Origin of the sequence: Pantoea sp. EKM10T (assembly GCF_011800685.1) — a bacterium.
Lineage (GTDB): Bacteria > Pseudomonadota > Gammaproteobacteria > Enterobacterales > Enterobacteriaceae > Pantoea > Pantoea agglomerans.
Genome location: NZ_JAALEU010000013.1, coordinates 1 through 25,117 on the forward strand (window position 1 = coordinate 1; position 25,117 = coordinate 25,117).

At 56.6% G+C, this 25,117-nt stretch carries 23 protein-coding genes; 16 read left to right on the forward strand and 7 right to left on the reverse strand.

What is annotated here, in order from left to right:
* Positions 1 to 275 precede the first annotated feature (275 nt).
* Positions 276 to 1,424, forward strand: a complete 1,149-nt coding sequence (gene mltA / locus HFD95_RS19635) for a murein transglycosylase A (RefSeq protein WP_167430631.1) — start codon at positions 276 to 278, stop codon at positions 1,422 to 1,424.
* A 48-nt stretch (positions 1,425 to 1,472) separates the two neighbouring features.
* Entirely contained in the window at positions 1,473 to 2,285 is an 813-nt protein-coding gene (gene tcdA / locus HFD95_RS19640) for a tRNA cyclic N6-threonylcarbamoyladenosine(37) synthase TcdA (protein WP_167430632.1), read from the forward strand.
* Here tcdA and csdE read toward each other — a convergent pair.
* Both csdE and csdA read right to left on the reverse strand, forming a co-directional pair.
* Entirely contained in the window at positions 2,264 to 2,719 is a 456-nt protein-coding gene (gene csdE / locus HFD95_RS19645) for a cysteine desulfurase sulfur acceptor subunit CsdE (protein WP_167430633.1), read from the reverse strand. The genes tcdA and csdE overlap by 22 nt on opposite strands.
* A 2-nt stretch (positions 2,720 to 2,721) precedes the next feature.
* Complete coding sequence (csdA, locus tag HFD95_RS19650) at positions 2,722 to 3,930, reverse strand: cysteine desulfurase CsdA (RefSeq protein WP_167430634.1); 1,209 nt, start codon at positions 3,928 to 3,930, stop codon at positions 2,722 to 2,724.
* A gap of 209 nt (positions 3,931 to 4,139) precedes the next feature.
* Between csdA and HFD95_RS19655 the strand changes: the two genes are divergently transcribed.
* The 4 genes from HFD95_RS19655 to rlmM all read left to right on the forward strand — a co-directional run bounded on the left by HFD95_RS19655 (position 4,140) and on the right by rlmM (position 7,154).
* Positions 4,140 to 4,364, forward strand: a complete 225-nt coding sequence (locus HFD95_RS19655; RefSeq protein ID WP_010248613.1) for a YgdI/YgdR family lipoprotein — start codon at positions 4,140 to 4,142, stop codon at positions 4,362 to 4,364.
* 333 nt (positions 4,365 to 4,697) lie between these two features.
* Positions 4,698 to 5,615 carry a transcriptional regulator GcvA gene (locus HFD95_RS19660; protein WP_003854641.1) on the forward strand — a complete coding sequence of 306 codons (918 nt, stop codon included), beginning with the start codon at positions 4,698 to 4,700 and terminating at the stop codon, positions 5,613 to 5,615.
* Positions 5,616 to 5,665: 50 nt separating this feature from the next.
* Complete coding sequence (locus HFD95_RS19665) at positions 5,666 to 6,061, forward strand: DUF423 domain-containing protein (RefSeq protein ID WP_010248611.1); 396 nt, start codon at positions 5,666 to 5,668, stop codon at positions 6,059 to 6,061.
* Positions 6,054 to 7,154, forward strand: a complete 1,101-nt coding sequence (gene rlmM, locus HFD95_RS19670) for a 23S rRNA (cytidine(2498)-2'-O)-methyltransferase RlmM (RefSeq protein ID WP_010248609.1) — start codon at positions 6,054 to 6,056, stop codon at positions 7,152 to 7,154. The genes HFD95_RS19665 and rlmM overlap by 8 nt, the downstream gene beginning before the upstream one ends.
* 24 nt (positions 7,155 to 7,178) lie before the next feature.
* Here the strand turns inward: rlmM and xni are convergent, their stop codons facing one another.
* The 3 genes from xni to queF form a co-directional block, all read right to left on the reverse strand.
* Positions 7,179 to 7,934, reverse strand: coding sequence for a flap endonuclease Xni (gene xni / locus HFD95_RS19675; protein WP_010672145.1), 756 nt, complete (start codon positions 7,932 to 7,934; stop codon positions 7,179 to 7,181).
* A gap of 34 nt (positions 7,935 to 7,968) precedes the next feature.
* Positions 7,969 to 9,333, reverse strand: a complete 1,365-nt coding sequence (gene ppnN / locus HFD95_RS19680; protein ID WP_010672144.1) for a nucleotide 5'-monophosphate nucleosidase PpnN — start codon at positions 9,331 to 9,333, stop codon at positions 7,969 to 7,971.
* Positions 9,334 to 9,502: 169 nt separating this feature from the next.
* Complete coding sequence (gene queF / locus HFD95_RS19685; protein WP_061901167.1) at positions 9,503 to 10,348, reverse strand: NADPH-dependent 7-cyano-7-deazaguanine reductase QueF; 846 nt, start codon at positions 10,346 to 10,348, stop codon at positions 9,503 to 9,505.
* Between the two features lie 62 nt (positions 10,349 to 10,410).
* Here queF and syd point away from each other — a divergent pair, with 62 nt between their 5' ends.
* From syd to HFD95_RS19705, 4 genes are all read left to right on the forward strand, one after another.
* Positions 10,411 to 10,959 carry a SecY-interacting protein gene (syd, locus tag HFD95_RS19690; RefSeq protein ID WP_167430635.1) on the forward strand — a complete coding sequence of 183 codons (549 nt, stop codon included), beginning with the start codon at positions 10,411 to 10,413 and terminating at the stop codon, positions 10,957 to 10,959.
* A gap of 587 nt (positions 10,960 to 11,546) precedes the next feature.
* The gene (locus HFD95_RS19695; protein WP_022623807.1) at positions 11,547 to 11,876 is read left to right on the forward strand and encodes a YqcC family protein; all 330 of its coding nucleotides are present in this window, start codon (positions 11,547 to 11,549) and stop codon (positions 11,874 to 11,876) included.
* A complete protein-coding gene (gene truC / locus HFD95_RS19700; protein WP_033772508.1) occupies positions 11,876 to 12,655 on the forward strand; it encodes a tRNA pseudouridine(65) synthase TruC in 780 nt (259 codons plus the stop codon). The genes HFD95_RS19695 and truC overlap by 1 nt, the downstream gene beginning before the upstream one ends.
* 12 nt (positions 12,656 to 12,667) lie before the next feature.
* Positions 12,668 to 13,114 carry a flavodoxin gene (locus HFD95_RS19705; RefSeq protein ID WP_010248594.1) on the forward strand — a complete coding sequence of 149 codons (447 nt, stop codon included), beginning with the start codon at positions 12,668 to 12,670 and terminating at the stop codon, positions 13,112 to 13,114.
* Between the two features lie 78 nt (positions 13,115 to 13,192).
* Here HFD95_RS19705 and garD read toward each other — a convergent pair whose 3' ends face one another.
* Positions 13,193 to 14,752, reverse strand: coding sequence for a galactarate dehydratase (garD, locus tag HFD95_RS19710; RefSeq protein ID WP_010672140.1), 1,560 nt, complete (start codon positions 14,750 to 14,752; stop codon positions 13,193 to 13,195).
* A 574-nt stretch (positions 14,753 to 15,326) separates the two neighbouring features.
* Between garD and HFD95_RS19715 the strand changes: the two genes are divergently transcribed.
* The 6 genes from HFD95_RS19715 to HFD95_RS19740 all read left to right on the forward strand — a co-directional run bounded on the left by HFD95_RS19715 (position 15,327) and on the right by HFD95_RS19740 (position 22,308).
* Complete coding sequence (locus HFD95_RS19715) at positions 15,327 to 16,688, forward strand: MFS transporter (RefSeq protein ID WP_010248591.1); 1,362 nt, start codon at positions 15,327 to 15,329, stop codon at positions 16,686 to 16,688.
* Positions 16,685 to 18,031, forward strand: coding sequence for an enolase C-terminal domain-like protein (locus tag HFD95_RS19720; protein WP_010248589.1), 1,347 nt, complete (start codon positions 16,685 to 16,687; stop codon positions 18,029 to 18,031). The genes HFD95_RS19715 and HFD95_RS19720 overlap by 4 nt, the downstream gene beginning before the upstream one ends.
* Before the next feature lie 10 nt (positions 18,032 to 18,041).
* On the forward strand, positions 18,042 to 19,373 hold the full coding sequence (gene gudD / locus HFD95_RS19725) for a glucarate dehydratase (RefSeq protein ID WP_010248587.1): 1,332 nt from the start codon (positions 18,042 to 18,044) through the stop codon (positions 19,371 to 19,373).
* Between the two features lie 45 nt (positions 19,374 to 19,418).
* Positions 19,419 to 20,189 (forward strand): 2-dehydro-3-deoxyglucarate aldolase, encoded by a 771-nt coding sequence (gene garL / locus HFD95_RS19730; protein ID WP_010248585.1) that lies wholly within the window; start codon positions 19,419 to 19,421, stop codon positions 20,187 to 20,189.
* Between the two features lie 19 nt (positions 20,190 to 20,208).
* Complete coding sequence (garR, locus tag HFD95_RS19735; RefSeq protein ID WP_010248583.1) at positions 20,209 to 21,093, forward strand: 2-hydroxy-3-oxopropionate reductase; 885 nt, start codon at positions 20,209 to 20,211, stop codon at positions 21,091 to 21,093.
* Positions 21,094 to 21,168: 75 nt separating this feature from the next.
* A complete protein-coding gene (locus HFD95_RS19740; protein ID WP_033758769.1) occupies positions 21,169 to 22,308 on the forward strand; it encodes a glycerate kinase in 1,140 nt (379 codons plus the stop codon).
* A 54-nt stretch (positions 22,309 to 22,362) separates the two neighbouring features.
* Here the strand turns inward: HFD95_RS19740 and barA are convergent, their stop codons facing one another.
* Positions 22,363 to 25,092 carry a two-component sensor histidine kinase BarA gene (gene barA, locus HFD95_RS19745; RefSeq protein ID WP_010248580.1) on the reverse strand — a complete coding sequence of 910 codons (2,730 nt, stop codon included), beginning with the start codon at positions 25,090 to 25,092 and terminating at the stop codon, positions 22,363 to 22,365.
* Positions 25,093 to 25,117 lie beyond the last annotated feature (25 nt).

Below are 25,117 nucleotides of genomic sequence, written 5' to 3' on the forward strand. Positions count from 1 at the left end.
GCGGGGGCCGGATTTGAACCGACGACCTTCGGGTTATGAGCCCGACGAGCTACCAGGCTGCTCCACCCCGCGTCCGTGGAAGCGCACTATACTCTCCGCGCTAATTCATGCAACCCCTTTTTGCAGATAAAAGCCAAATTAACAGCCAGTTGCTGAAGGATTCAACCATCTGGTTAATTATTAAACTGATATGCGTGACGTCTGAGCGGATGCATTTCATTCTGTCGGGGGCTTTGCTATCGTCGCGGGGCGAACAGTTATAAAAAGAGAAGATAATGAAATCACATTGGGTGAAGTATGCACTCACTGGCGCGTTAATTACGCTGCTGGCGGCCTGTAGCTCCAAACCGACCGATCGCGGTCAGCAATATAAAGATGGCAAACTGGAACAACCGCTGGCGCTGGTGAATCAGCCCAATGCCAAAGGCGCACCGGTTAATGGCAGAGACTTTGGCGAGCAGGTCCGTCAGATTCAGTCCGCCTCATCCGCCCTGTATAGCCGTCAGAACGGCACCTATAGCGCGATTGAGAGCTGGCTGATGGCGGGTGCCGATACCCGACAGCTTCGTCAGTATGGGCTTAACGCCTGGCAGATGGAGGGTACGGATAACTACGGTAACGTGCAGTTCACCGGTTACTACACGCCGGTAGTGGAAGCGCGCTACACCCGTCAGGGTGAATTCCAGTATCCCATCTACCGTATGCCTCCGCGCAAACGCGGAGAAAAATTACCGAGCCGCGCCTCTATCTATAGTGGCGGACTCGATGACCGCTACATCATCGCCTACAGCAATTCCCTGATTGATAACTTCATGATGGATGTGCAGGGCAGTGGTTATGTCGACTTTGGCGATGGCCGCCCGATGACCTTCTTTGGTTACGCCGGTAAAAATGGCTGGGGTTATCACAGCATTGGCAAAGAGCTGATCGATCGCGGTGAAGTGAAGCGCGAAGATATGTCGATGCAGGCGATTCGTCAGTGGGCGCAGGAGCACTCACCACAGGAGGTCCGTGCGCTGCTGGAAACCAACCCATCATTCGTCTTCTTTAAGGCTGAGCCATTTACGCCGGTGCGCGGTGCCAGTGCAGTTCCACTGGTGGCGAAAGCCTCCGTTGCGTCTGACCGCTCAATTATTCCGGCGGGCACCGTACTGCTGGCTGAAGTGCCGCAGTTAAATGAGAATGGCAAATTCAACGGCAAATATGAGATGCGCCTGATGGTGGCACTCGACGTGGGTGGCGCGATTAAAGGCCAGCACTTTGATATCTATCAGGGTATTGGCCCGGACGCCGCGCATCTGGCGGGCTTCTATAATCACTACGGACGCGTCTGGGTAATTAAAGCCGCGCCGGGTGCCGGACAGCCGCTGTTCTCCAGCCCGCAAAACGGTAATAATGGTTCACTGCTTCTCGGCGCTAACTAATTTCTTCTCTGCGGGCCTTCGGGCCCGCACGACGTAACAGGTTCAACTATGAAAATGTTAAATGACGCCTGGCATCAGCGCTTTGGCGGCACGGCGCGTCTCTATGGCCAGGATGCGCTGCAACGTTTTGCTGACGCACACTTCTGCGTCATCGGTATTGGCGGTGTCGGATCCTGGGCGGCGGAAGCGCTGGTGCGCACCGGGATTGGTAAAATCACCCTGATTGATATGGATGATGTCTGTATTACCAACACCAACAGGCAGCTTCATGCGCTGCAGGGCAACGTCGGCAAAGCTAAAACGGAAGTGATGGCAGAACGGCTGCGTGCGATTAATCCTGACTGCGAAGTGATCTGCATTGATGACTTTATTACGCCAGAGAACACCGCCGAACTGATGGCAGCCGGTTTCGACTATGTGATCGACGCTATCGACAGCGTGCGACCGAAAGCGGCGCTGATCGCCTGGTGCCGCCGGAATAAGATCCCGCTGATCACCACCGGTGGCGCGGGTGGGCAGATCGATCCGACTCAGATCCAGGTCGCCGATCTGGCGAAAACCATCCAGGATCCGCTGGCGGCGAAGCTGCGCGAACGACTGAAAAGCCTGGGCGTGGTGAAAAACAGCAAGGGCAAACTTGGCATCGACTGCGTCTTTTCTACCGAAGCGCTGGTCTATCCGCAGGCTGATGGCAGCGTCTGTGCTTCACGCAGCACAGCGGAGGGGCCGAAGAGAATGGATTGCACCTCCGGCTTTGGCGCGGCCACCATGGTAACCGCCACCTTCGGCTTTGTTGCCGTCTCGCATGCGCTGAAGAAGTTTCTGGCGCGTGCTGCCCGTCAGGACGCCGTCAGCGCCTGACGCGCGGCGTGCTCCACTGCGGCGGCCAGCGCCTGCAGGCCGCTGCTGCGGGAGGCACTGAGCTGGGCGCGCAGGCCCAGTTCATCAAACAGTTTTAAGGGATCCATCGCCAGCAGCTGTTGCGGCGTCTGGCCCTCAGCGGCGGTCAGCAGCACGGCCAGCAGGCCGCGCACAATACGTCCTTCACTGTCACCATAGAAATGCAGCGTGCCATCTTCGCGTAACTGGCTGCCCAGCCAGACCCGATTTTCACAACCGCTCAGTTCAATTTCTGCTGTTTTCAGTTCCCCGGGTAAGGCAGGCAACTGGCGGCTCAGCTGGATCAGCTGACGATAACGATCTTCCCACTGACGAAAGCGGCCAAAGCTCTCTTTCAGGCTGGCAACGGTAATCTGTTCGCCAAACGGGTGTGGCGCTAACGGCGATGAATGCATAATCAAAACTCCGATAACAGCGAGATGGCGCTCTTCATAGCGCGCACCAGCGCATCAACATCCTGCAGATTATTATAGGGTGCAAAAGAGGCCCGCAGCGTGCCGCTGACGCCCAGCGCCGCCAGCAACGGCTGCGCGCAGTGCTGGCCAGCGCGCAGGGCGATTCCCTGCTCAGCCAGCAGCGTCACCAGATCGCTGTGATGCAGGCCAGCGAATTCAAATGCCAGCAGGCTGGCATTTGAACAGCGGAAGCTGCGGAAACCGGGTAATTCCGCCAGCTGCTCTTCCGCCAGCGTCGCAAGCTGCTGACTCCAGCGCTCCGCTTCGGGCAGATCGTACTGCGCCAGCCAGCTCAGTGCTGCACTCAGGCCCACCACGCCCGCCACATTCGGGGTGCCAGCCTCAAAACGCCACGGCACCGGCTGCGGCGTAAATCCGTTGAAATCGACATCCGTTATCATTTTACCGCCGCCCTGCCAGGGATCCATCGCCTCCAGCAGTTCCGCTTTGCCATATAACGCGCCAATGCCCATCGGGCCGTAAATCTTATGTCCGGAAAAGGCGTAAAAGTCGATATCCAGCGCCTGTACGTCAGGCGGGCAATGCACCACGCCCTGTGCGCCATCGACCATCACTTTCGCGCCCACGGCGTGAGCCAGCGGGATCGCCTGAGCGAGTGCGGGACATCCGCCGGTGACGTTCGACATCTGTCCGACCGCCAGCAGGCGGGTACGGCTGTTGAGCAGGGCGGGCAGCTGGCTGATATCCGGCAGGCGATCCGCGCCTAACGGCCATTTTACGACGCGGGCACCGCACGCCTGCGCGGTCATCAGCCAGGGCACCAGGTTGGCGTGGTGTTCTGCCTCGCTGACCACAATCTCATCACCAGGCTGTAAGCGCGGGCGCAGCCAGCTGTTCGCCACCAGGTTTATCGCTTCGGTGGTACCGCGCGTCCAGACAATCTCACGATCGTCAGCGGCGTTAAGCCAGCGGGCAACCTGGTTGCGCGCCTGCTCATAGCGATGGGTTAAGGCCTGGGCGGCGGCAAACTGGCTGCGATGGACTGTACCCGCGCTGAGGCTGTAAAACTGCTGCGTGCTGTCAATGACGGCCTGCGGCTTCAGCGTGGTCGCTGCGCTGTCGAGATAAACGCCTGCATCGGCGAGTGCGGGAAACTGCTGGCGAAATGCGGTGGGATTAAATGCGGTCATGCCTGGTCCATGATAAGAAAAATTAGGACCACACTGAAAGAATGGTCTGCGTCTGGCAAAGCTGGAAAAGCGCGTTATGCTGAATATTGCAAGGTTTGAACCAAACCCGCATAACGATCGGACGTTTACTAGTCGATCTCACTTATCGGCTGCCTCTGGTTAGCGTAACGCGGGTGGTTTGATGCAATCAATCTACAAGGAGATAGCAGATGAAAAAATTAACCGCAGTACTGGCCGTGTGTACCCTGGCTTTTACCCTGAGTGCCTGTTCAAGCAATTACGTGATGCATACCAATGATGGTCGCACCATTGTGGCTGCCGGCAAGCCTAAAGTCGATAACGATACCGGCATGATCAGCTATAAAGATGCGAATGGCAACGAGCAGCAAATCAACCGCTCTGATGTCAAAGAGATGGTAGAGTCTGGCAACTAAGCAGCAAAAAAAAGCACCGCAATTTGCGGTGCTATTTAAAAATCACTATGGACAGACAGGGTAAATCTACAGGAATTAAGAGTTCGATCCGCAATCGTCGGATCAAAAATTGCAAACACAACATCACGACCACAAGCCAAAAGCTTTCAGAAAATCTGCGAACTCACTCACAAATCTAAAAACTTTTCGTTCCGGCTCAGGAAGTGCGGCAACTATAGGTATTTGCTGGAGGTTCCTCAACGGACAAATTATAATGCCTCGGATTAAAAATTCTAATACGTAAACGCTTTGTATAAGCCAGCGTATTTTTTGCCGATCCGGATACGGAAAACCATGTCGAAACGCCTTCCTCCTCTCAACGCACTGCGTGTTTTTGATGCAGCTGCACGCCATTTAAGCTTTACCAAAGCCGCAGAAGAGCTGTTTGTCACCCAGGCTGCTGTAAGCCATCAGATTAAATCTCTGGAAGATTTTCTGGGGTTAAAGCTATTTCGCCGGAGGAATCGTTCGCTATTACTGACCGAAGAAGGACAAAGCTACTATCTCGATATCAAAGAGATTTTCTCGGCAATCAACGAAGCGACCCGCAAACTGCAGGCACGCAGTGCCAAGGGTGCGCTGACCGTTAGTTTACTGCCGAGCTTTGCCATTCAGTGGCTGGTTCCCCGCCTCTCCAGCTTTAATATGGCTTATCCGGGAATCGACGTGCGTATCCAGGCGGTTGACCGCGACGAAGAGAAACTGGCCGACGATGTCGACGTGGCGATTTTTTACGGCCGGGGTAACTGGCCCGGCCTGCGGGTTGAAAAACTTTATGCCGAATATCTGCTGCCGGTCTGTTCACCGTCGCTGATGACCGGGGATAATCCGCTGAAAACACCGATGGATCTGTCGCGTTTTACTCTGCTGCATGATGCCTCCCGCCGGGACTGGCAATCTTATATCCGGCAACTGGGCCTGCAGCATATCAATGTGCAGCAGGGGCCAATCTTCAGCCACAGCGCCATGGTATTGCAGGCGGCGATTCATGGTCAGGGCGTGGCGCTGGCGAATAACGTCATGGCGCAGAGCGAAATAGAAGCGGGGCGATTAATCTGCCCGTTTAATGATGTATTAGTCAGTAAAAACGCTTTTTATCTGGTTTGTCATGACAGTCAGGCAGAACTGGGTAAAATAGCCGCCTTCCGACAGTGGATCCTGGAAAAAGCTGCAACCGAACAAGAAAAATTCCGCTTTCGCTATCAACAATAACGTATTGATTTATTTGCATTCAGATGCAAAAGGACTCTGAGGATCGGTTAATGTCCAGTCGTGCCATGTTTGTTTTTTCGGCTATCAGCGGATTTCTGTTGGTGGCTTTTGGCGCATTTGGTGCCCACGTTTTAAGTCAGTCGCTTGGTGCGGCTGAAATGGCCTGGATTCATACCGGGCTGGAATATCAGGCTTATCACACCTTAGCGGTGATGGGGCTGGGTGCTGCGATGTTACGCCGCGCCAATATCTGGTTTTACTGGAGCAGTGCGCTGATGGCGCTCGGCACCGTGCTGTTTAGTGGCAGCCTCTATTGTCTGGCGCTGTCACATCTGAAGTTTTGGGTTTTTATCACACCCGTGGGCGGAGTCTGTTTCCTCGCCGGTTGGGTATTGATGTTGATTGGCGCGCTGCGTCTTAAACGAAAGGCAGAACGCCATGAATAAAGTTTTACTCTATTGTCGTCCCGGTTTTGAAAAAGAGTGTGCGGCGGAAATCAGCGCCAAAGCGGCTGAACGTGAAATCTACGGCTTTCCACGGGTTAAAGATGACTCTGGCTACGTGCTGTTTGAGTGCTATCAGTTTGAAGATGCTGAGCGGCTGGCACGTGAGTTGCCGTTTGACGAGCTGATTTTTGCCCGTCAGATGCTGGTCGTCGGCGAAATGCTGCGTGACCTGCCGCAGGAAGATCGCATTACCCCGATTGTCGGCATGCTGACCGGCGTAGTGGAAAAGGGCGGAGAACTACGTGTTGAAGTGCCAGACACCAACGAAGCCAAAGAGCTGACTAAGTTCTGCCGCAAGTTTACCGTGCCGCTGCGCTCGGCACTGCGTGAAAGCAAAATCCTGTTGAATTATGAGAGCCCGAAACGCCCGGTCGTGCATGTGTTTTTCATCGCACCGGGCACCTGTTACGTCGGCTACTCCATCCGGGAAAACAGCTCGCCGTTTTACATGGGTATTCCACGCCTTAAGTTCCCCTCCGATGCGCCAAGCCGTTCCACCCTTAAGCTGGAGGAGGCGTTTCACGTCTTTATCCCTGCGGATGAGTGGGATGAGCGTTTAGCCAGCGGCATGTACGCCGTGGATCTCGGTGCCTGTCCGGGCGGCTGGACCTATCAGCTGGTGCAGCGCAGCATGATGGTATATGCGGTGGACAACGGACCGATGGCACCGAGCCTGATGGATACGGGCCAGGTGATGCACGAGAAAGCGGATGGCTTTAAATTCCGTCCGCCACGCACCAACATCAGCTGGCTGGTGTGTGACATGGTGGAGAAGCCGGTGCGCGTGGCTAACCTGATGACCGACTGGCTGGTCAACGGCTGGTGCCGTGAAGCGATCTTCAACCTTAAGTTGCCCATGAAAAAGCGCTATGAAGAGGTGACGCAGAATCTGGCCATGATGCAGGAACGATTTGATGATAATGGCATTAACGTGCAGATTCGCGCCCGCCAGCTTTATCATGACCGCGAAGAAGTGACGGTACATGTGCGCCGAATCTGGGCGGCTGCCGGTGGTCGTCGCGACGAACGTTAATCGCCGGGCTGAGTGCAAGGGCACTCAGCCGGTATAACGCAGCGTATTCAGATTGCCCTGCAGCACCAGATCCCGCTTCAGGGTTGCGACCTGACGGCTGATCTCTGCCATCTGCCGACCCTCAGCGAGCTTCTCCCGCCATCTGGCTGGCACCTGATCCAGTTGCTGATAGATCCCTTCAAGCGTGTGAAACTCTGTCAGCAGCTGTTTCGCGCTTTTCGGACCGATGCCGGTGATGCCCGGAATTTTACTGCTGCTGATGCCGCACAACCCCCAGTAGTCGGGTAACCGCTGTGGCGCCACACCAAATTCAGCCTCGATAAAAGGCAGATCAAGCCAGCGTTTCTGGAAGTAGTCGCGGATGCGGATCTCGGGTGCCAGCAGCTGACAGTAGCCTTTGTCGGTTGAAACAATGGTGGCCTGATGTCCGGCCTGAGCCATTTTCACCGCCAGCGTCGCCGCTAAATCGTCCGCCTCATCCTCGCCCGCTATCCAGCAGCTTACGCCTGCGGCGCGAAAGGCCTCCTGTAACGCCGGCATCTCTGCCTGTAAATCGTCTGGCATCGGCGGGCGACCGCTTTTGTAATCGGGTAGCAGCTGATGACGCCAGCCCTGATGACGCGCTTCGCCATCAAATACCGCCACCGCATGAGTCGGATGGGCGTGACCCAGTATCTGGCGCAGCGCGGCCAAGCAGCCTTCGACACAGGGTGAGCCCTGTACCGCATGCAGACGGCGAATCAGATTCAACGCGTCAACAATAACAAGATGAAGAGCCATGAGAGTATGGGCAGCCCGGGGGCTGCCTCCTGGTTTATTTGATAATTTCGTAGCAGGGAATGTAGGCGGTGCCTGGCAGTTTCATGCGTTGCTGTGCAACGAATCCCTGAAGCAGCTCATCCATGCGGTGCATGATGTCGGGGTCGCCATGGAGTTTGTAGCGTCCCTTCTCACGGATTTCGCGGATGCCCATCTCTTTGACGTTACCGGCTACGATACCTGAGAAGGCGCGGCGCAGGTCAGCAGCCAGCTTTTCGGGTGGCTGATTGGTGTAGAGATTGAGATTCGCCATATTTTCATGGGTTGGCAGGAACGGCACCTGCAGATCGGGTTCAATGCGAATCGACCAGTTAAAGCTGTAAGCATCGCCGGTTTCGCGACGATTCTCTTTTACCTGCGGCATCGCTTTCTTCATCAGACGCGCCACTTCGGCTGCATCGTTGATGATGATCTGATAATGCTTACGCGCCTGTTCGCCCAGGGTGTTAACGATGAAATCATCCAGCACGCGGAAGTAGTCGGCGCTCTCTTCCGGCCCGGTCAGGATCAGCGGTAATACCTGATCGCTGTTCTGCGGATTCATCAGGATGCCCAGCAGATAGAGCAACTCTTCTGCGGTCCCTACGCCGCCCGGGAAAATGATGATGCCATGGGCAATGCGCACAAAAGCTTCCAGACGTTTTTCGATGTCCGGCATGATGATCAACTCATTCACCAGCGGATTCGGCGGTTCTGCCGCAATGATGGAGGGTTCGGTCAGGCCGATAAAGCGGCTGTCACGATAGCGCTGCTGAGCATGGCCTACGGCGGCCCCTTTCATTGGCGCTTCCATCACGCCCGGCCCGCAGCCGGTACAGATGTTCAGTTCACGCAGTCCAAGCTGAGTTCCGACATTGCGGCAATACTGGTACTCAACGGCGTTGATCGAGTGACCGCCCCAGCAGACCACGGTGTTGGGATACTCGCCGATATGCAGCGCCCGCGCGTTACGCAGAATGGAAAACACGGTGTTGGTGATAGTGGCGGAGTCATTTTCTTCAGCCGCAGTGAACCGACCCGGCATGTTGAGCTGACCGCTGACAAACAGGATGTCACGCAGCACCGCAAACAGGTTAGCCTGCAGTGAACGGATGATGCGGCCATCCACAAACGCCTCTTCCGGTGGATTGATCAGCTCCAGTTTGACGCCGCGCTCACGGCGCAACACATTGATGTCGAAATTTTCAAAGCGGGAGAGCAGCTCCTGGCTGCTGTCAGTCTGGCTGCCGGAGTTAAGCACGGCAAGAGAGCAGTTGCGAAACAGCTGGTAGAGGTCGCTGCTGGCTGTGCGCTTGAGCATATCGACTTCCAGCTGTGAAAGCAGATCCATTGAGCCAAGAGGGCTGATATGGGTAATCAAATGAACTCCTTTACACCCGCCTGGGTGCGTGTTGGCACTGCAACGGCAGTGACGAAAATCCCTGGTCGGCCACCCGCAGGTAGCCGCCATCACCAGAGTAGCCTTGTCGGCCCGCACAGCTCAAGCGGAACTGCGCTTAGTGCACGCAGCCTGCGAGAAGTCTCGCAAACTACTGACGGACCAGCCGCGAAAAACCGGGCGAGAAGGGCACATTAGTGCGCCATGGATTGATATCCAGCCCGCCACGACGGGTGTAGCGTGCATACACCGTCAGCGCTTCCGGATGGCAGAAACGCATCAAATCATTAAAAATACGTTCGACACACTGCTCGTGAAATTCGTTGTGCTGGCGGAATGAGACCAGATAGCGCAGCAGCGCTTCACGGTCGATACGCGGGCCTTTATAACGAATCATCACGGAGCCCCAGTCGGGCTGATTGGTAATCAGACAGTTTGACTTGAGCAGGTGGCTGACCAGCGTCTCTTCAACGATTTCGCTGCCCGCAGCATCGGCCAGATAGTCAGCATTGAAGCGGTAATCCTCTATGGCGATATCCTGCTCATCAATACAAACCCCCTCAAAATGGCCGATGGGCTGACCTTCCACTTCATTGAGACGGAACAGCGCGACCCGCGCTTCACCTTCAGCACAGGCACTCAGGTCCCGCTCCAGCGTCTGACGAACCTCGCCCCAGTCGGCAAAGCGGGTCTGGTTGAAACTGTTAAGGTAGAGCTTGAAGCTTTTTGACTCGATAAGGTTGCGGCTCTGTGCATCGAGCACCACTTCGCCAACGGCAACCTGTGGCAGACCTTTGCTGTTGAGCCACGAGAGTTCATACAGGGTCCAGATATCACTGCCGGTAAAGGGCAGACTATCGGGAAACAGGCCAAGGGGTTCACGATTCAGGCTGCGCGGTACCGCCTGCAGTAAGCTGTTGTCATAATGATCGTGATAGGCTGTGGGTTTGCCCAGCGTCAGGTTGCTGAGTGCCTGATCCTGTTCGTGAGTAGTCATTGCGGTTACCACCAAAATTAATCAAAGTGGCTAAGTGTAACCCATCAGAAGTGAGAATATGAATGATGCAGCAAACTGCCGCCGCGTTGCGCGACTTTACCACCCGATACTGCCAGCACTGGCTTCAGCAGGCCGGGCATGCGCCGGCCAGCAGCGATCTCTTTGGTGTACCTTCGCCCTGTGCCCTGGAGGATCGCGATCAGCGGGTCGTCTGGCAGCCGCAGCCTTTTACTCTGCCACAGACGCTGGATGCGGTTGAGCGGGCGATCGACATCCAGCTCCAGCCGCAGATCACGGCTTTATATACCACGCAGTTTGCCGGCGATATGCAGGCCAGTTTTGGTGAGAATCAGCTGACACTCTTACAGGTCTGGAGTGAGGATGATTTCCTGCGTTTACAGGAGAATCTGATCGGGCATCTGGTGATGCAGCGCCGCCTTAAACAGTCGCCTACGCTGTTTATCGCCACCACCGAGTCAGAACAGGAGATCATCTCGCTTTCTAATCTCAGCGGCGAAGTGATTCTGGAGCAGCCCGGCGGTAAACAGCGTGTAAAATTAGCGGAAACGCTTGAGATATTTCTTAAGTCATTACAACCGGTTATCATCTGAGTTGCAGTGATTTGCCCCTGGTCTTGTGAGACATCTCTTACACGTGCTGTGAGAGATCGCTATATAACAGGTGAGACTTCCGGAAGGCTGAGATGTAAAAATATTGTGAATCATCAACTTAATGGCGTTTATCTGAATTTACGCCGCACATTTCGTAAAGTTCTGCTGTGAGTACCTTGTGCGCGTAACGAGTTCTGTCAAAATGTTTCGCACTGCAGGAGGCTCAGGAAAAAGATATCGTCAGGATGATGATAAGCCATGAGGCAGGAACGTAACGGAGCTTACGGCACACGGAAGGTTTCAGGATGAAACAGGATCGCTCAGGATTGAGCAAGGGACACCTCCAGGATGGAGAATGAGAACCCCCTCAGAAGAGGTGGTGGGCCAGGATGCTAAGGATACATCAGGACGATGCGCGACAGGAGTTCGCACTGGACAAGTTGTCATGGAAGAGCAGGGAGCATTAACGTGGCGGGATGGCTGCAAACGAACCGGGAGCACTGTTTATACAGTGCTCCCTTTTTTTGTGCCTGTGCCAACAAGTGATATGCTTGCCGCCCATTTTTGACTGCTCGCGGAGGTGGCGCATGACGCCTGAACAATTGATTACGCAACGGCTGGAACAACTGGAAGCAGTGATGCGTGAGCATCATCTCTGGCAGAGTACCCCGCCGGCCGAGGGGGCGCTCGAGAGCCGCGAACCCTTTTGCCTGGATACGCTGGAGCCGCTGCAGTGGCTCCAGTGGGTGTTAGTCCCGCGGATGCATGCCCTGATTGCGGCCCGACATCCGCTACCACAAAATTTTGCCGTGGCCCCCTATTATGAGGTGGCTCTGGTGCCTGACCAGCCGGGTATTGCGCCGCTGTTGCTGACCCTGCGTCAACTTGATGCGTTAATCACGGATGCTGCCCACTGATGCTGGAGATACTCTATCAGGATGAGTGGCTGGTTGCCGTCAACAAGCCCAGCGGCTGGCTGGTTCATCGCAGCTGGCTGGATCGCCATGAAACGGTGTTTGTGATGCAGACCGTTCGTGATCAGATTGGACAGCATGTGTTTACGGCGCATCGTCTCGACAAGCCCACGTCAGGGGTACTGCTGATGGGGCTCTCCAGTGAAGTCGGACGTCTGCTTTCGCTGCAGTTTGAACAGCACCAGATGCAGAAAACCTACCATGCTGTGGTTCGCGGCTGGCTGGAGAGCAGCGGGACGCTCGATTATCCGCTGGTGGAAGAGCTGGATAAAATTGCCGATAAACACGCCACGGAAGCGCGCACCGCACAGCCCGCGGTCACCGATTATCAGTCACTGGCAACGGTCGAGATGCCGGTCGGCATTGGCCGTTATCCCACTTCGCGTTATAGCCTGGTTGAACTGGCTCCTAAAACCGGTCGCAAGCATCAGCTGCGTCGTCATATGTCACACCTGCGTCATCCGATTATTGGCGATTCGGCGCACGGCGATCTGCGTCAGAACCGGGGTGCTGCCGAACATTTTGGCGCTAACCGCCTGATGCTGCACGCCAGCAGCCTGGCATTAACTCATCCGGTAACCGGTGAACCGTTGCTGCTTCGCGCCGGACTGGATGGCGTCTGGCAGAATCTGATGAACCAGTTTGGCTGGCAGGATCGCATTCCTGAGGTGCCGCGGGTTGAGTTTGACGCAGCGCCAGGACAGGATAACGTTTCAGAATAAGGGAGAAAGCAGATGGCAAAGATTGGCATTTTTGTAGGTACGGTATATGGCAATGCGCTACTGGTCGCGGAAGAAGCAGAGCCCATTCTGCAGCAGCAGGGGCACAGCGTAACGGTGTTTGACGATCCGACGCTGGCTGACTGGCAAAACTATGCCAGCGACGTGGCGTTAATTGTCACTTCTACTACCGGGCATGGCGATTTTCCCGACACGATTTCAGGTCTGTTCCATGCGATTAAAGATCAGCTCGGTCATCAGCCCGCGCTGCGCTATGGCGTGATTGCGCTGGGTGACAGCAGCTATGACCATTTCTGTGGCGCGGGTAAAACCTTTGACGCGCTGCTGCAGGAGCAGGGCGCTCAGCGGGTTGGTGAGGTGTTACTGGTTGATGCCACTGAAAACCCGGAACCGGAGGCGGTTACCTCGCCGTGGGTTGAAGCCTGGGGCGCGCAGCTCTGATTGCAAGGCCAGGCTTATCTCTGCCTTAACAGAGATAAGCCTGTAGTGCGCGCACGGCGATATCCGTTGAGTGCACTGTCAGGTGACAGGCGCCGGGTTAAACACCGCCAGCTGATTACGAATGCCCCAGCGATCGGACCAGGTCTGCTTTCTGCCACTGGCGATATCCAGAATCAATTCAAACAGTCGCCAGCCCACCTGCTCAATACTCTCTTCACCGGTAGCAATCGTCCCGGCATTGATGTCCATCAGATCGTGCCAGCGCTCTGCCAGCGCATTACGCGTCGCCATCTTGATCACCGGAATCGCGGCCAGACCGTAAGGCGTACCGCGACCAGTAGTAAACACCTGCAGGGTGATACCGGATGCCAGCTGCTGTGTACCGCAGACAAAATCGCTGGCGGGCGTGGCCGCGTAGATCAATCCGCGTCGCGTGGGCCGCTGGCCGGGCGAGAGCACTTCAACAATGGCGCTGCGTCCCGATTTTGCGATCGAGCCAAGCGCTTTTTCCACCACGTTCGCCAGCCCGCCTTTCTTATTGCCCGGCGACGGGTTAGCGCTGCGATCGGTCTGGCCCTGGTCGAGGTAATTATCATACCAGGCCATCTCCTCCAGTAAGCGCTTACCGACTTCCTGATTAATCACCCGCGGCGTCAGCAGGTGAATCGCATCACGCACTTCCGTGACTTCCGAGAACATCACGGTGGCACCGCAACGCACCAGCAGATCAGAGGCAAAGCCCACTGCAGGATTTGCCGTCACGCCCGAAAACGCATCGCTGCCACCACACTGCATGCCGACAATCAGTTCTGCTGCAGAGCAGGTTTCGCGCTGGCGCTGATTCAGCCGCTGGAGATGACGCTCCGCCACCTGCAGAATCTCATTGACCATCGCGCCAAAGCCCACCAGCTTTTCATCCTGCAGACGCACGATGTCATGGTCGTCCAGCGAAATCGCCTGCACGTCGGGGGTGCCAGTCAGCAGACGCTCTGGCTGTAACTTTTCACAGCCGAGGCTGACGATCATCACTTCGCCGCCGAAATTCGCATTCAGCGCCAGGTTATGAATGGTGCGAATTGGTACGACCGCCGCGGGTGCGTTGATCGCCACCCCACAGCCATAAAGGTGGTTCAGGGCAACCACACCATCCACGTTCGGATAGCGCGGCAGTAAATCCCGTTCAATGATCTGTACGACATGATCCACCACACCGGCCACGCAGTGGACGCTGGTGGTGATGCCGAGCAGGTTACGCGTGCCTACGCTGCCATCCGCATTGCGGTAACCTTCAAAGGTATAGCCCTCCAGCGGCGGCAAATCAGGCGGAACCTGAGTGGCTAACGGCAGACTCTCCAGCGGAGGGGCTTCCGGCAGCGCAACCAGTGATTCATCAATCCAGCTGCCCTGGGCAATATCCCGCAATGCATAGCCAATGACTTCGCCATAACGCACGATCTCTGCACCCTGATTAATCGCGCTCAGCGCCACTTTGTGGCCCTGCGGCACATGCTCTGTGAGAGTCAGGCCATCCGCAAACTGCGTACCGGCTGGCAGACCGAGGCTGTTAACCACAATCGCCACATTGTCGTGCTCATGGACTTTGATATAGAGCGGTTGTTCATCTGTTTTTGGGTTCATCGCTCACCTTCCCGTCTGTCGTACCGTACTTGTGCGGCACGCTGTAATGATCTGACCTGTCACGCCCTTGTTTGCCAGCTTCAGTATAGGGAGGCGGGGCGGGTCGCGCATTGTGCAAATGACCACCATTAAGGCAATTCGTCTCGCTGTTTTGGGTCGATTATCCAAAAGCAAGTGAAGACCCTCACAAACAGCGTGGGAAAGCGTTATCCGGGGCGGATTTTGCACGGGTATTTGCCACTTTCGTGAGCTATACCGCAGGCTTTTGTGCATCCGCAAGACAATCACTTCAATAAGGCGATTATTCCAGGGCGATGCGCCAATGTGATCGCCACAGGCTGTTCTTATACTGAGTTCCGTTAGCCAAAGTCAGGTTATCTGTCACGACGTATTATTCATCCGAAAGAGGTTGCCTGGAGTTATTACCGGCCGCGGCTGCCAGACGCCGGATGGATAAATAAAGTTTGCCAAAACAAAAAGATCGCCGTGTTTAACCCAACTTCTCTCTGATACCCAACGCGATGTGTATGCAGTCAGAGCGAATGTAGCTCACGCTATATTTCAGGAGTGCATCATGAATAGTTTCAGCCAGACCGCGGAAACGGTGCAGAAACGCACCAATGCCCGTTACTGGATTGTGGTGATGTTATTTATCGTCACCTCATTCAACTACGGTGACCGCGCAACGATTTCGATTGCCGGTTCGGCGATGTCAAAAGATATTGGCCTCGATTCGGTCGGACTCGGCTATATCTTCTCTGCCTTCTCATGGGCGTATGTTATTGGTCAGATTCCGGGCGGCTGGCTGCTTGACCGCTTCGGCTCAAAACGCGTCTATTTCTGGAGCATCTTTACCTGGTCGCTCTTTACCTTTTTGCAAGGGTTCGTCGATCTGTTCAGCGGCTTCGGCATCATCATGTCGCTGTTTATTCTGCGCTTCCTGGTGGGACTGGCCGAAGCGCCCTCTTTCCCTGGCAACAGCCGCATCGTCGCGGCCTGGTTTCCGGCGCAGGAGCGCGGCACGGCCGTGGCGATCTTCAACTCGGCCCAATACTTCGCCACCGTTATCTTCGCGCCCATCATGGGCTGGCTGGTCTCTTCCGTGGGCTGGGCGCACGTGTTCTGGTTTATGGGCGGCCTGGGCATCATCCTCAGTTTCATCTGGCTGAAAGTGATCCACGATCCCACCGATCACCCAGGCGTGAATAAAGCCGAACTGGAGTACATGGAGCAGGGCGGTGCGCTGATCAACATGGATGTCAAAAAGGATAGCCGCAAAGTGAGCTGGAGCGAGAAGTGGTTCCAGATCAAACAGCTGCTGACGTCACGCATGATGCTGGGTATCTACCTCGGTCAGTACTGCGTTAACGCCTTAACCTACTTTTTTATCACCTGGTTCCCGGTCTATCTGGTACAGGCGCGCGGCATGTCGATTCTCAAAGCGGGCTTTATTGCCTCGATTCCGGCGGTGTGCGGCTTCCTCGGCGGCGTACTGGGTGGGGTGATCTCCGACTGGCTGATGCGTAAAACCGGCTCCCTGAATATCGCGCGTAAAACGCCGATCGTGCTCGGCATGCTGCTCTCTATTTCGATGGTGATGTGTAATTACACCGATACCGAATGGGTGGTGGTGTTCTTCATGGCACTGGCGTTCTTTGGTAAAGGCATCGGTGCGCTGGGCTGGGCGGTGATGGCAGATACCGCACCGAAAGAGATCAGTGGCCTGAGCGGCGGTCTGTTCAACATGTTCGGTAACTTCTCTGGCATCGTGACGCCTATCGCCATCGGTTACATCATCGCCACCAGCGGCTCCTTTGAAGGCGCGCTGATCTATGTCGGTATTCATGCCTTTGTCGCCGCATTCAGCTTCCTGGTGATCGCGGGCGATATCAAACGTGTCGAACTGAAAACCTGGCCCGGTAAGGATGCATTATGAATACGCAAAGTTCGCCGGTGATTACTGAGATGCAGGTTATCCCGGTCGCCGGTTATGACAGCATGCTGCTCAATATTGGTGGTGCGCACAACGCCTGTTTTACCCGCAATATTGTGGTTCTCACCGACAGCGCCGGTCACACCGGCGTCGGTGAAGCCCCCGGCGGCGACACCATCTATCAGACGCTGGTAGAGGCGATTCCGCAGGTGAAAGGCCAGCAGATTGCGCGAATGAACCGTCTGGTGCAGCAGGTGCACAAAGGCAATCAGTCGGCTGACTTCACCACCTTCGGCAACGGTGCCTGGACTTTTGAGTTGCGGGTCAACGCGGTAGCGGCGCTGGAAGCGGCGCTGCTCGATCTGCTGGGACAGTGTCTGGGCGTACCGGTTGCTGAACTGCTGGGGCCAGGTAAACAGCGTGATGAAGTGACGGTGCTGGGCTATCTGTTCTATCTCGGTGACCGCCGCAAGACCGATCTGCCCTATCTGAGTGGTGAGCAGGCCAGCCACGACTGGTATCACCTGCGTCATCAGGAAGCGCTGACCAGCGATGCCGTGGTACGGCTGGCTGAGGCGGCTGCGGATAAATATGGCTTCAAAGATTTTAAGCTCAAAGGCGGCGTGTTGCCGGGCGAGCAGGAGATTGCCACCGCGGCGGCGCTGAAGCAGCGCTTTCCCGACGCCCGCATTACGGTCGACCCGAATGGCGCCTGGCTGCTGGACGAGGCGATAGCGCTGTGTAAAGGGATGCAGGATGTGCTGAGCTACGCCGAAGATCCGTGCGGCGCGGAGCAGGGCTATTCGGGACGTGAAGTGATGGCCGAGTTCCGGCGCGCAACCGGCTTACCGGTGGCCACCAATATGATCGCCACCAACTGGCGCGAGATGAATCACGCGGTGATGCTCAATGCAGTCGATATTCCGCTGGCGGATCCTCACTTCTGGACGCTGAGCGGTGCCGTGCGGGTCGCGCAGCTCTGCGATGAGTGGGGCCTCACCTGGGGCTGCCACTCCAATAACCACTTCGATATTTCGCTGGCGATGTTCACCCATGTGGGTGCGGCGGCGCCAGGTAATCCTACCGCGATTGATACCCACTGGATCTGGCAGGAGGGCGATCAGCGCCTGACGAAAAATCCGCTGCAAATCCGCAACGGGAAAATTGCCGTACCGGATGCGCCGGGTCTGGGCATTGAGCTCGACTGGGAGCAGGTAAACAAAGCCAATCAGCTTTATCAGTCACTGCCCGCCGGTGCGCGTAACGACGCTACGGCGATGCAATATCTGGTCCCCGGCTGGACATTTGATCGCAAACGCCCGGCATTTGGCCGAGCAACAGCATAAGGAGCAGGAGATGAGTTCAACACCGAAAGTCACCGCCATGCAGGTTATTCCGGTCGCAGGCTACGACAGCATGCTGCTGAACCTCAGCGGCGCTCACTCGCCATTCTTTACCCGCAACATTGTGATTATCAAAGATAACGCCGGACACACCGGCGTCGGCGAAATCCCGGGCGGCGAAAAAATCCGCCAGACGCTGGAAGATGCAGCGTCGCTGGTGATTGGCAAAACCGTGGGCGAATACAAAAACATTCTCAGCCTGGTGCGCAGCACCTTCGCCGACCGCGATGCCAGCGGGCGCGGCACCCAGACCTTCGATCTGCGCACCACTATTCATGTGGTGACCGGCATTGAAGCGGCGCTGCTCGACCTGCTGGGTCAGCATCTGGAGGTTAATGTGGCCTCGCTGCTGGGCGACGGACAGCAGCGCGACCGCGTTGAGATGCTCGGTTATCTCTTCTACATCGGCGACCGCCGCAAAACGTCCCTCTCTTACCAGAGCCAGGAGAGCGATCCCTGCGACTGGTATCGCCTGCGCCACGAAGAGGCGCTAACCCCGGAGACGGTGGTGCGGCTGGCGGAAGCGGCGTATGAGAAATATGGCTTCAACGATTTCAAACTCAAAGGTGGCGTACTGCGCGGCGGCGAAGAGGCCGAAGCGGTCACAGCGCTGGCTAAGCGTTTTCCTGAAGCCCGTATCACCCTTGATCCCAACGGGGCCTGGTCGCTCAACGAGGCGATCATGCTCGGCAAACAGCTCAAAGATGTGCTCGCCTACGCAGAAGATCCCTGTGGCGCGGAGCAGGGGTACTCCGGCCGTGAAGTGATGGCGGAGTTCCGCCGCGCCACCGGCATGCCAACCGCCACCAATATGATCGCCACCGACTGGCGTCAGATGGGCCATACCCTGTCGCTGCAGTCGGTGGACATTCCGCTGGCGGATCCGCACTTCTGGACCATGCAGGGTTCGGTGCGGGTAGCACAGATGTGTCACGACTTCGGCCTGACATGGGGCTCGCACTCCAATAACCACTTCGACATTTCGCTGGCGATGTTCACCCACGTCGCCGCTGCCGCGCCGGGCGCGATCACCGCCATTGATACCCACTGGATCTGGCAGGAGGGCAATCAGCGCCTGACCAAAGAGCCATTCCAGATCAAAGGCGGCATGGTGCAGGTACCGCAGAAGCCCGGTCTCGGCGTCGAGCTGGATATGGATCAGGTGATGCAGGCCAACGCGCTCTATCAGAAGCAGGGGCTGGGCGCGCGTGACGATGCCGAAGCGATGCAATTTTTAGTGCCGGGATGGACCTACGACAACAAACGTCCCTGCCTGGTACGTTAACCTTTTCGGCTCCCCACGGGGAGCCATCGTCACAGGAGTTTAACCATGAGTAATGCAGCCTGGCCAAATGGATTTCGTCGTCGTTTGTTAGCGGGTGAAACCCTGATCGGCAGCTGGTGTGCGCTTGCCAGCCCGATCTCAACCGAGATTTTAGGGCTGGCCGGTTTTGACTGGCTGGTCCTGGATGGCGAACACGCGCCCAACGATATCACCACGTTTGTGCCGCAGCTGATGGCGCTTAAAGGCAGCCACAGTGCGCCCGTGGTACGTCCGCCCTGCAACGAGCCGGTGATTATTAAGCGTCTGCTGGATATCGGGTTTAACAACTTCCTGGTGCCATTTGTCGAGACCGAAGAGGAAGCAGTGCGTGCCGTCGCCTCAACCCGCTATCCGCCAGCCGGCATTCGCGGTGTCTCGGTTTCGCACCGCAGCAACATGTACGGCACCCTGCCGGATTACAACAGCACCATCAATGACAACATCACGGTGCTGGTGCAGATCGAAACCCAGCAGGCGGTCGACAACATTGACGCCATCGCGGCGGTGGACGGTGTCGACGGTATTTTTGTCGGGCCGGGCGATCTCTCTGCTGCGCTGGGCTATCTCGGTCAGCCCGCCCATCCTGAAGTGCTGAAAGTGATTAAACACATTTTTGAACGCGCCAAAGCTGCCGGTAAGCCGAGCGGCATTCTGGCACCGGTGGAAGCGGACGCGCGTCGTTATCTGGAGTGGGGCGCCACTTTTGTCGCCGTCGGCAGCGATGTCGGTATGTTCCGCAACGCCTCTCAGGCGTTATGCGACAAATTTAAGCGCTAATCAATCAAGGGGAAACGCAATGAAAATTGGATTTATCGGCCTGGGTATTATGGGCAAACCAATGAGTAAAAATCTGGTGAAAGCCGGTTATTCGCTGGTGGTGCGCGATCATAACGCTGACAACGAAGCGGAACTGACTGAACTGGGCGCGACCGTGGCGAAATCGCCAAAAGAGGTGGCTGAGCAGTGCGATGTGGTGATTACCATGGTGCCCAACTCGCCGCAGGTCATCGAAGTCTGTCTGGGTAAAAATGGCATTATCGAAGGGGCGAAGCCAGGCCTGGTGGTCATCGACATGAGCTCAATTGCGCCGCTGGCGAGCCGTGAAGTCCACGATGCGCTGGCAGAAAAAGGGATCAAAATGCTGGATGCGCCGGTCAGTGGCGGTGAACCCAAAGCGATCGAAGGCACGCTCTCTGTGATGGTCGGCGGTGATAAAGCGGTATTCGATACCTGTTACGACATCATGAAATCGATGGCGGGATCGGTGGTGCATACCGGCGACATCGGTGCGGGTAACGTGACTAAGCTGGCCAATCAGGTAATTGTGGCGCTGAATATTGCGGCGATGTCCGAGGCGTTATCACTGGCGACCAAAGCGGGTGTGAATCCGGATCTGGTTTATCAGGCGATTCGTGGCGGCCTGGCCGGCAGCACGGTACTGGATGCCAAAGCGCCCATGGTGATGGATCGCAACTTCAAACCCGGCTTCCGCATTGACCTGCATATCAAAGATCTGGCGAACGCGCTGGATACCTCGCACAGCATCGGCGCGCATCTGCCGCTAACGGCGGCGGTGATGGAGATGATGCAGGCGCTGCGTAACGACGGACAGGGTAGCGCCGACCACAGCGCGCTGGCCTGCTATTATGAGAAGTTAGCGAAGGTTGAAATCGCCCGCTAAAACCCGGTGTCGGTCTCTGCGGAAACCGGACTGGTTCAGAGCCGTTTCAATTACTCAACTGCGCTCGGATTGCCTATGAAAATCGTAATCGCACCGGATTCATATAAAGAGAGTTTATCCGCCCTGGATGTGGCATCGGCGATTGAAGCGGGTTTCCGTGACATCTTTCCCGATGCGCATTACGTGAAAATACCGGTCGCCGACGGCGGTGAAGGAACGGTAGAAGCGATGGTGGCGGCGACGAAGGGAAAAATCGTCAGGCTGAAGGTGACGGGGCCGCTGGGAACAGAGGTCGACGCCTTCTATGGCCTGTCCGGCGATGAGTCCACCGCCTATATCGAAATGGCAGCGGCCAGTGGACTGGAGCGGGTGCCTGCATCGCAGCGTGACCCGCTGATAACGACCTCATTTGGCACCGGCGAGTTGATCAGACATGCGCTGGATAAGGGGGTCGGCCACATCATCATTGGTATCGGCGGCAGCGCCACCAATGATGGCGGAGCCGGCATGATGCAGGCGCTGGGCGCCCGGCTGCTGGACGACCAGGGCTGCGAGATCGGTCACGGTGGCGGTGCACTCGCCGATCTTGCCAGCATCGATATTGACGCGCTGGACACCCGCATTCATCAGTGCCGCATTGAAGTGGCCTGTGACGTCACGAATCCGCTGACGGGCAAAGAAGGTGCATCGGCCATTTTCGGCCCGCAGAAAGGGGCGACACCGGCGCTGGTGCAGCAGCTCGATCAGGCGCTGGCCCATTACGCCGCGATTATTCACCGCGATCTCGATATTGATGTGCTGCATATTCCGGGCGGCGGCGCAGCGGGCGGTATGGGGGCGGCGCTGCACGCCTTCTGTCAGGCGGAGCTGCGACGCGGCATTGAGATTGTTACTGAGGCATTGGGGCTGGCGGAAGAGGTAAAAGATGCTGACCTGGTGATTACCGGTGAAGGGCGTATCGACAGCCAGAGTATTAATGGCAAGGTGCCGATCGGCGTCGCCAGCGTGGCAAAGCGCTTTAATAAGCCGGTGATTGGCATCGCCGGAAGCCTGACGGCCGATGTCGGCGTGGTGCATCAGCACGGGATCGATGCGGTATTCAGCGTGCTCTACAGCATCTGTACCCTGGATGAGGCACTCGCCAGCGCCGGAAAGAATGTTGAGATGACGGCGCGTAATGTGGCAGCCACGTTAAAGCTGGCCGGGTTTAACTAACTACCAGCATTACCCGGCCACTCCACATCGGCCGGGTTTAACTCACCGCCAGCCTTATCCAATCCCTAACAGCTGGCGGGCTTCTCGGGCGACGTTCTCCATCTCATCCTGCAGCTCCAGCAGCTCCGGCTCCAGCGCAGCGATATCGCTGGCCTCCAGCAGCTCTCTTTCCAGCTGATGGCAGAGTTGCTTCATGCGCGGCACGCCGCTGTAGCTGGCACTGCCGTGCAGCTTGTGAATAATCTCACGCAGGGCGTTGACCTCATTGGTCGACATAAACTGCGCCATCTTCGCATGCACTTCCGGTAAAAATTCCAGCAGCATCCGCAGCAGATCGCGCGCCAGATCCGCTTTGTTCGCCGCCTGTCGCAGCGCCAGTTGCCAGTCCAGCGTGGGTAATATTGGCAGCAGTTCCGGCACGGTGACCACCGGTGGTGGCGTATAGCGCGCCAGCAACTGTCTTAACTTGCTCTCATCAATCGGTTTGGCAAGATAGTCATTCATGCCCGCCTTGATCAATTGTTCACGCTCGCCATCAATCGCATGGGCGGTGACCGCCACAATCGGTGTACTGGCATGATGCGGCATGCTGCGGATAATTTCGCTGGCGCGAATGCCATCGATGTCCGGCATCTGAATATCCATCAGAATCACATCCAGCGACTGCTGACGTGCCTCACGGATGGCGTGTTCGGCGCTGCTGCACAGCAGGATGTTCTGCACCTGCTCCTCCAGCAGCGCGCCAATCAGCTTGAGGTTGGCGGGGTTATCATCCACCGCCATCACCGTCAGCGGCAGCCGGGGTGAAAGCGGCAGTTCACTGATCTGACGGGTATGCAGATCCAGTAACATCGGCAGGAGTCGCGTCAGGGAGATCGGTTTAGCGATGCAACCGTCAATGCCGCGTACCTTCAGTTCATCCGCCAGCAACATCATCGGGCTGGGGAGCGCCATCAGCACGTTGTCGGCCCGATCCAGCAGCGCATTAATCATGCGTTCATTGAGCAGCTCGGGCTGACTGATGTCGACCGGCATCGCCATCAGCAGCAGCGGATAGTGAGACGCTTTTAAACCCTCCAGCGTTTCGCTGTAATCGATCTGCAATGGTGTGGCGCTTAACATCTCCAGTGCTGCGCTGGCAACGTTAGCATCCGCTTCAACATAGGCAATGCGCGCATGTGACAGCGCATCCAGCACGCGTGGCATGCCGGGCGCATTGGGATTGAGATCCAGCTGCACGCGAATCACAAAGGTGGAGCCCTTGTCCGGCTGGCTGCTGAAGGTGATTTCGCCGCCCATCTCCCGCACCAGTTTCTGGGTGATCACCAGCCCCAGCCCGGTGCCGCCATGACGGCGCGAAATGCTGGCGTCAGCCTGACGGAACGCCTGGAACAGCTGTGTCTGTTGCTGCTCAGAGATGCCGATGCCGCTATCTTCAACCTGAATCTCCAGCTCAACGCGCGACTGTGTAATCACCCGCTGTCCGACGCGCAGGCCGATATACCCTTTTTCGGTAAACTTGATGGCGTTGCCGATCAGGTTAATCAGAATCTGTTGCAGGCGCAGCGCATCGCCAATCACGTTGTCCGGCACGCTGCTGTCACACACCACCGTCAGCTCCAGCCCTTTGTCATGCGCTGACGGGGCCAGCAGCACCAGCGTTTCATCCAGTGTGGCACGCAGCGGGAAGGGGATCGCCTCCAGCATCAGTTTGCCCGCTTCCAGCTTCGAGAAGTCGAGCACGTCATTGATAATACTGAGCAGGTTATTGGCTGAACGTTCAATGGTCTGCATATAGTCGCGCTGGGTGGTGCGCAGCTGGGTTTTCAGCATCTGCCGGGTAAAGCCCAGCACGCCATTAAGCGGCGTCCGCAGCTCATGCGACATATTGGCCAGAAACTCAGATTTGATGCGCGCCGCTTCCTGGGCGCGTTTCTTCGCCAGATCCAGCTCAACGTTCTGAATCTCCAGCTGTTCCAGCGTCTCTCGCAGATCGTAGGTCGCCTGATCGATATTGTGCTGCATCTCTTCGTGATAGGCGGTCAGCGACATCGCCATCGCATTAATCCCGTTTTTCAGAATGCTGAGTTCACCCAGCATGTATCCCTCAACGCGGCTGTCGAGCTGGCCGCGACGGATGCGGTCAACGGTGGTGACCATATTGCGGATCGGACCGGTGACATCACGCATCAGACGATAGGCAAACAGCATGGCCAGGCAGAGGCAGAAGAGCAGCATCAGCGTGGCGACAAACACCTCTTTGTACTGCTGCAGGCGCACCGACTGCAGATCCAGCTCTATCGCCACGTAGCCCAGCGGATTGCCCGACGGCTTGGCATCTTCGTCCGGCAATTCATCCACATCGTAACGCTCTGTGGTGATCGGTGTGCGCAGAATCAATACGTTGCCGTGACGCTCCATGGAGACATCGTCGGGCAGGGCGCGGATATCATCCTGTTGCAGCAGGCTGAGGTTCTGCTTGTGATTGGAGGTGACATAGAGCTGGTTGTGGTTATCAAATACCGAGATCGCCCGGACGATGCCCGAATGGCGACGGTGCAGCAGGCTGACCAGTTCACGCATGGCGTCACGATTGTGCCAGGTCATGCTGTATTCACTGGAAATCGCCAGCGGTTCAATGATATTGGCTCCGGCATCGATCACCTGGCGCTGCAGTTCATTGTAGCGGTGCACCACAAAAAATGAGCTGAGCAGCAGGCCAACCATCAGCGTGGGTGCCAGAATTAAAATCATCATTCGCGCCCGCAGGCTGTATTTGGTCATAATAGTCGCCTGGCTACTCCGGCAT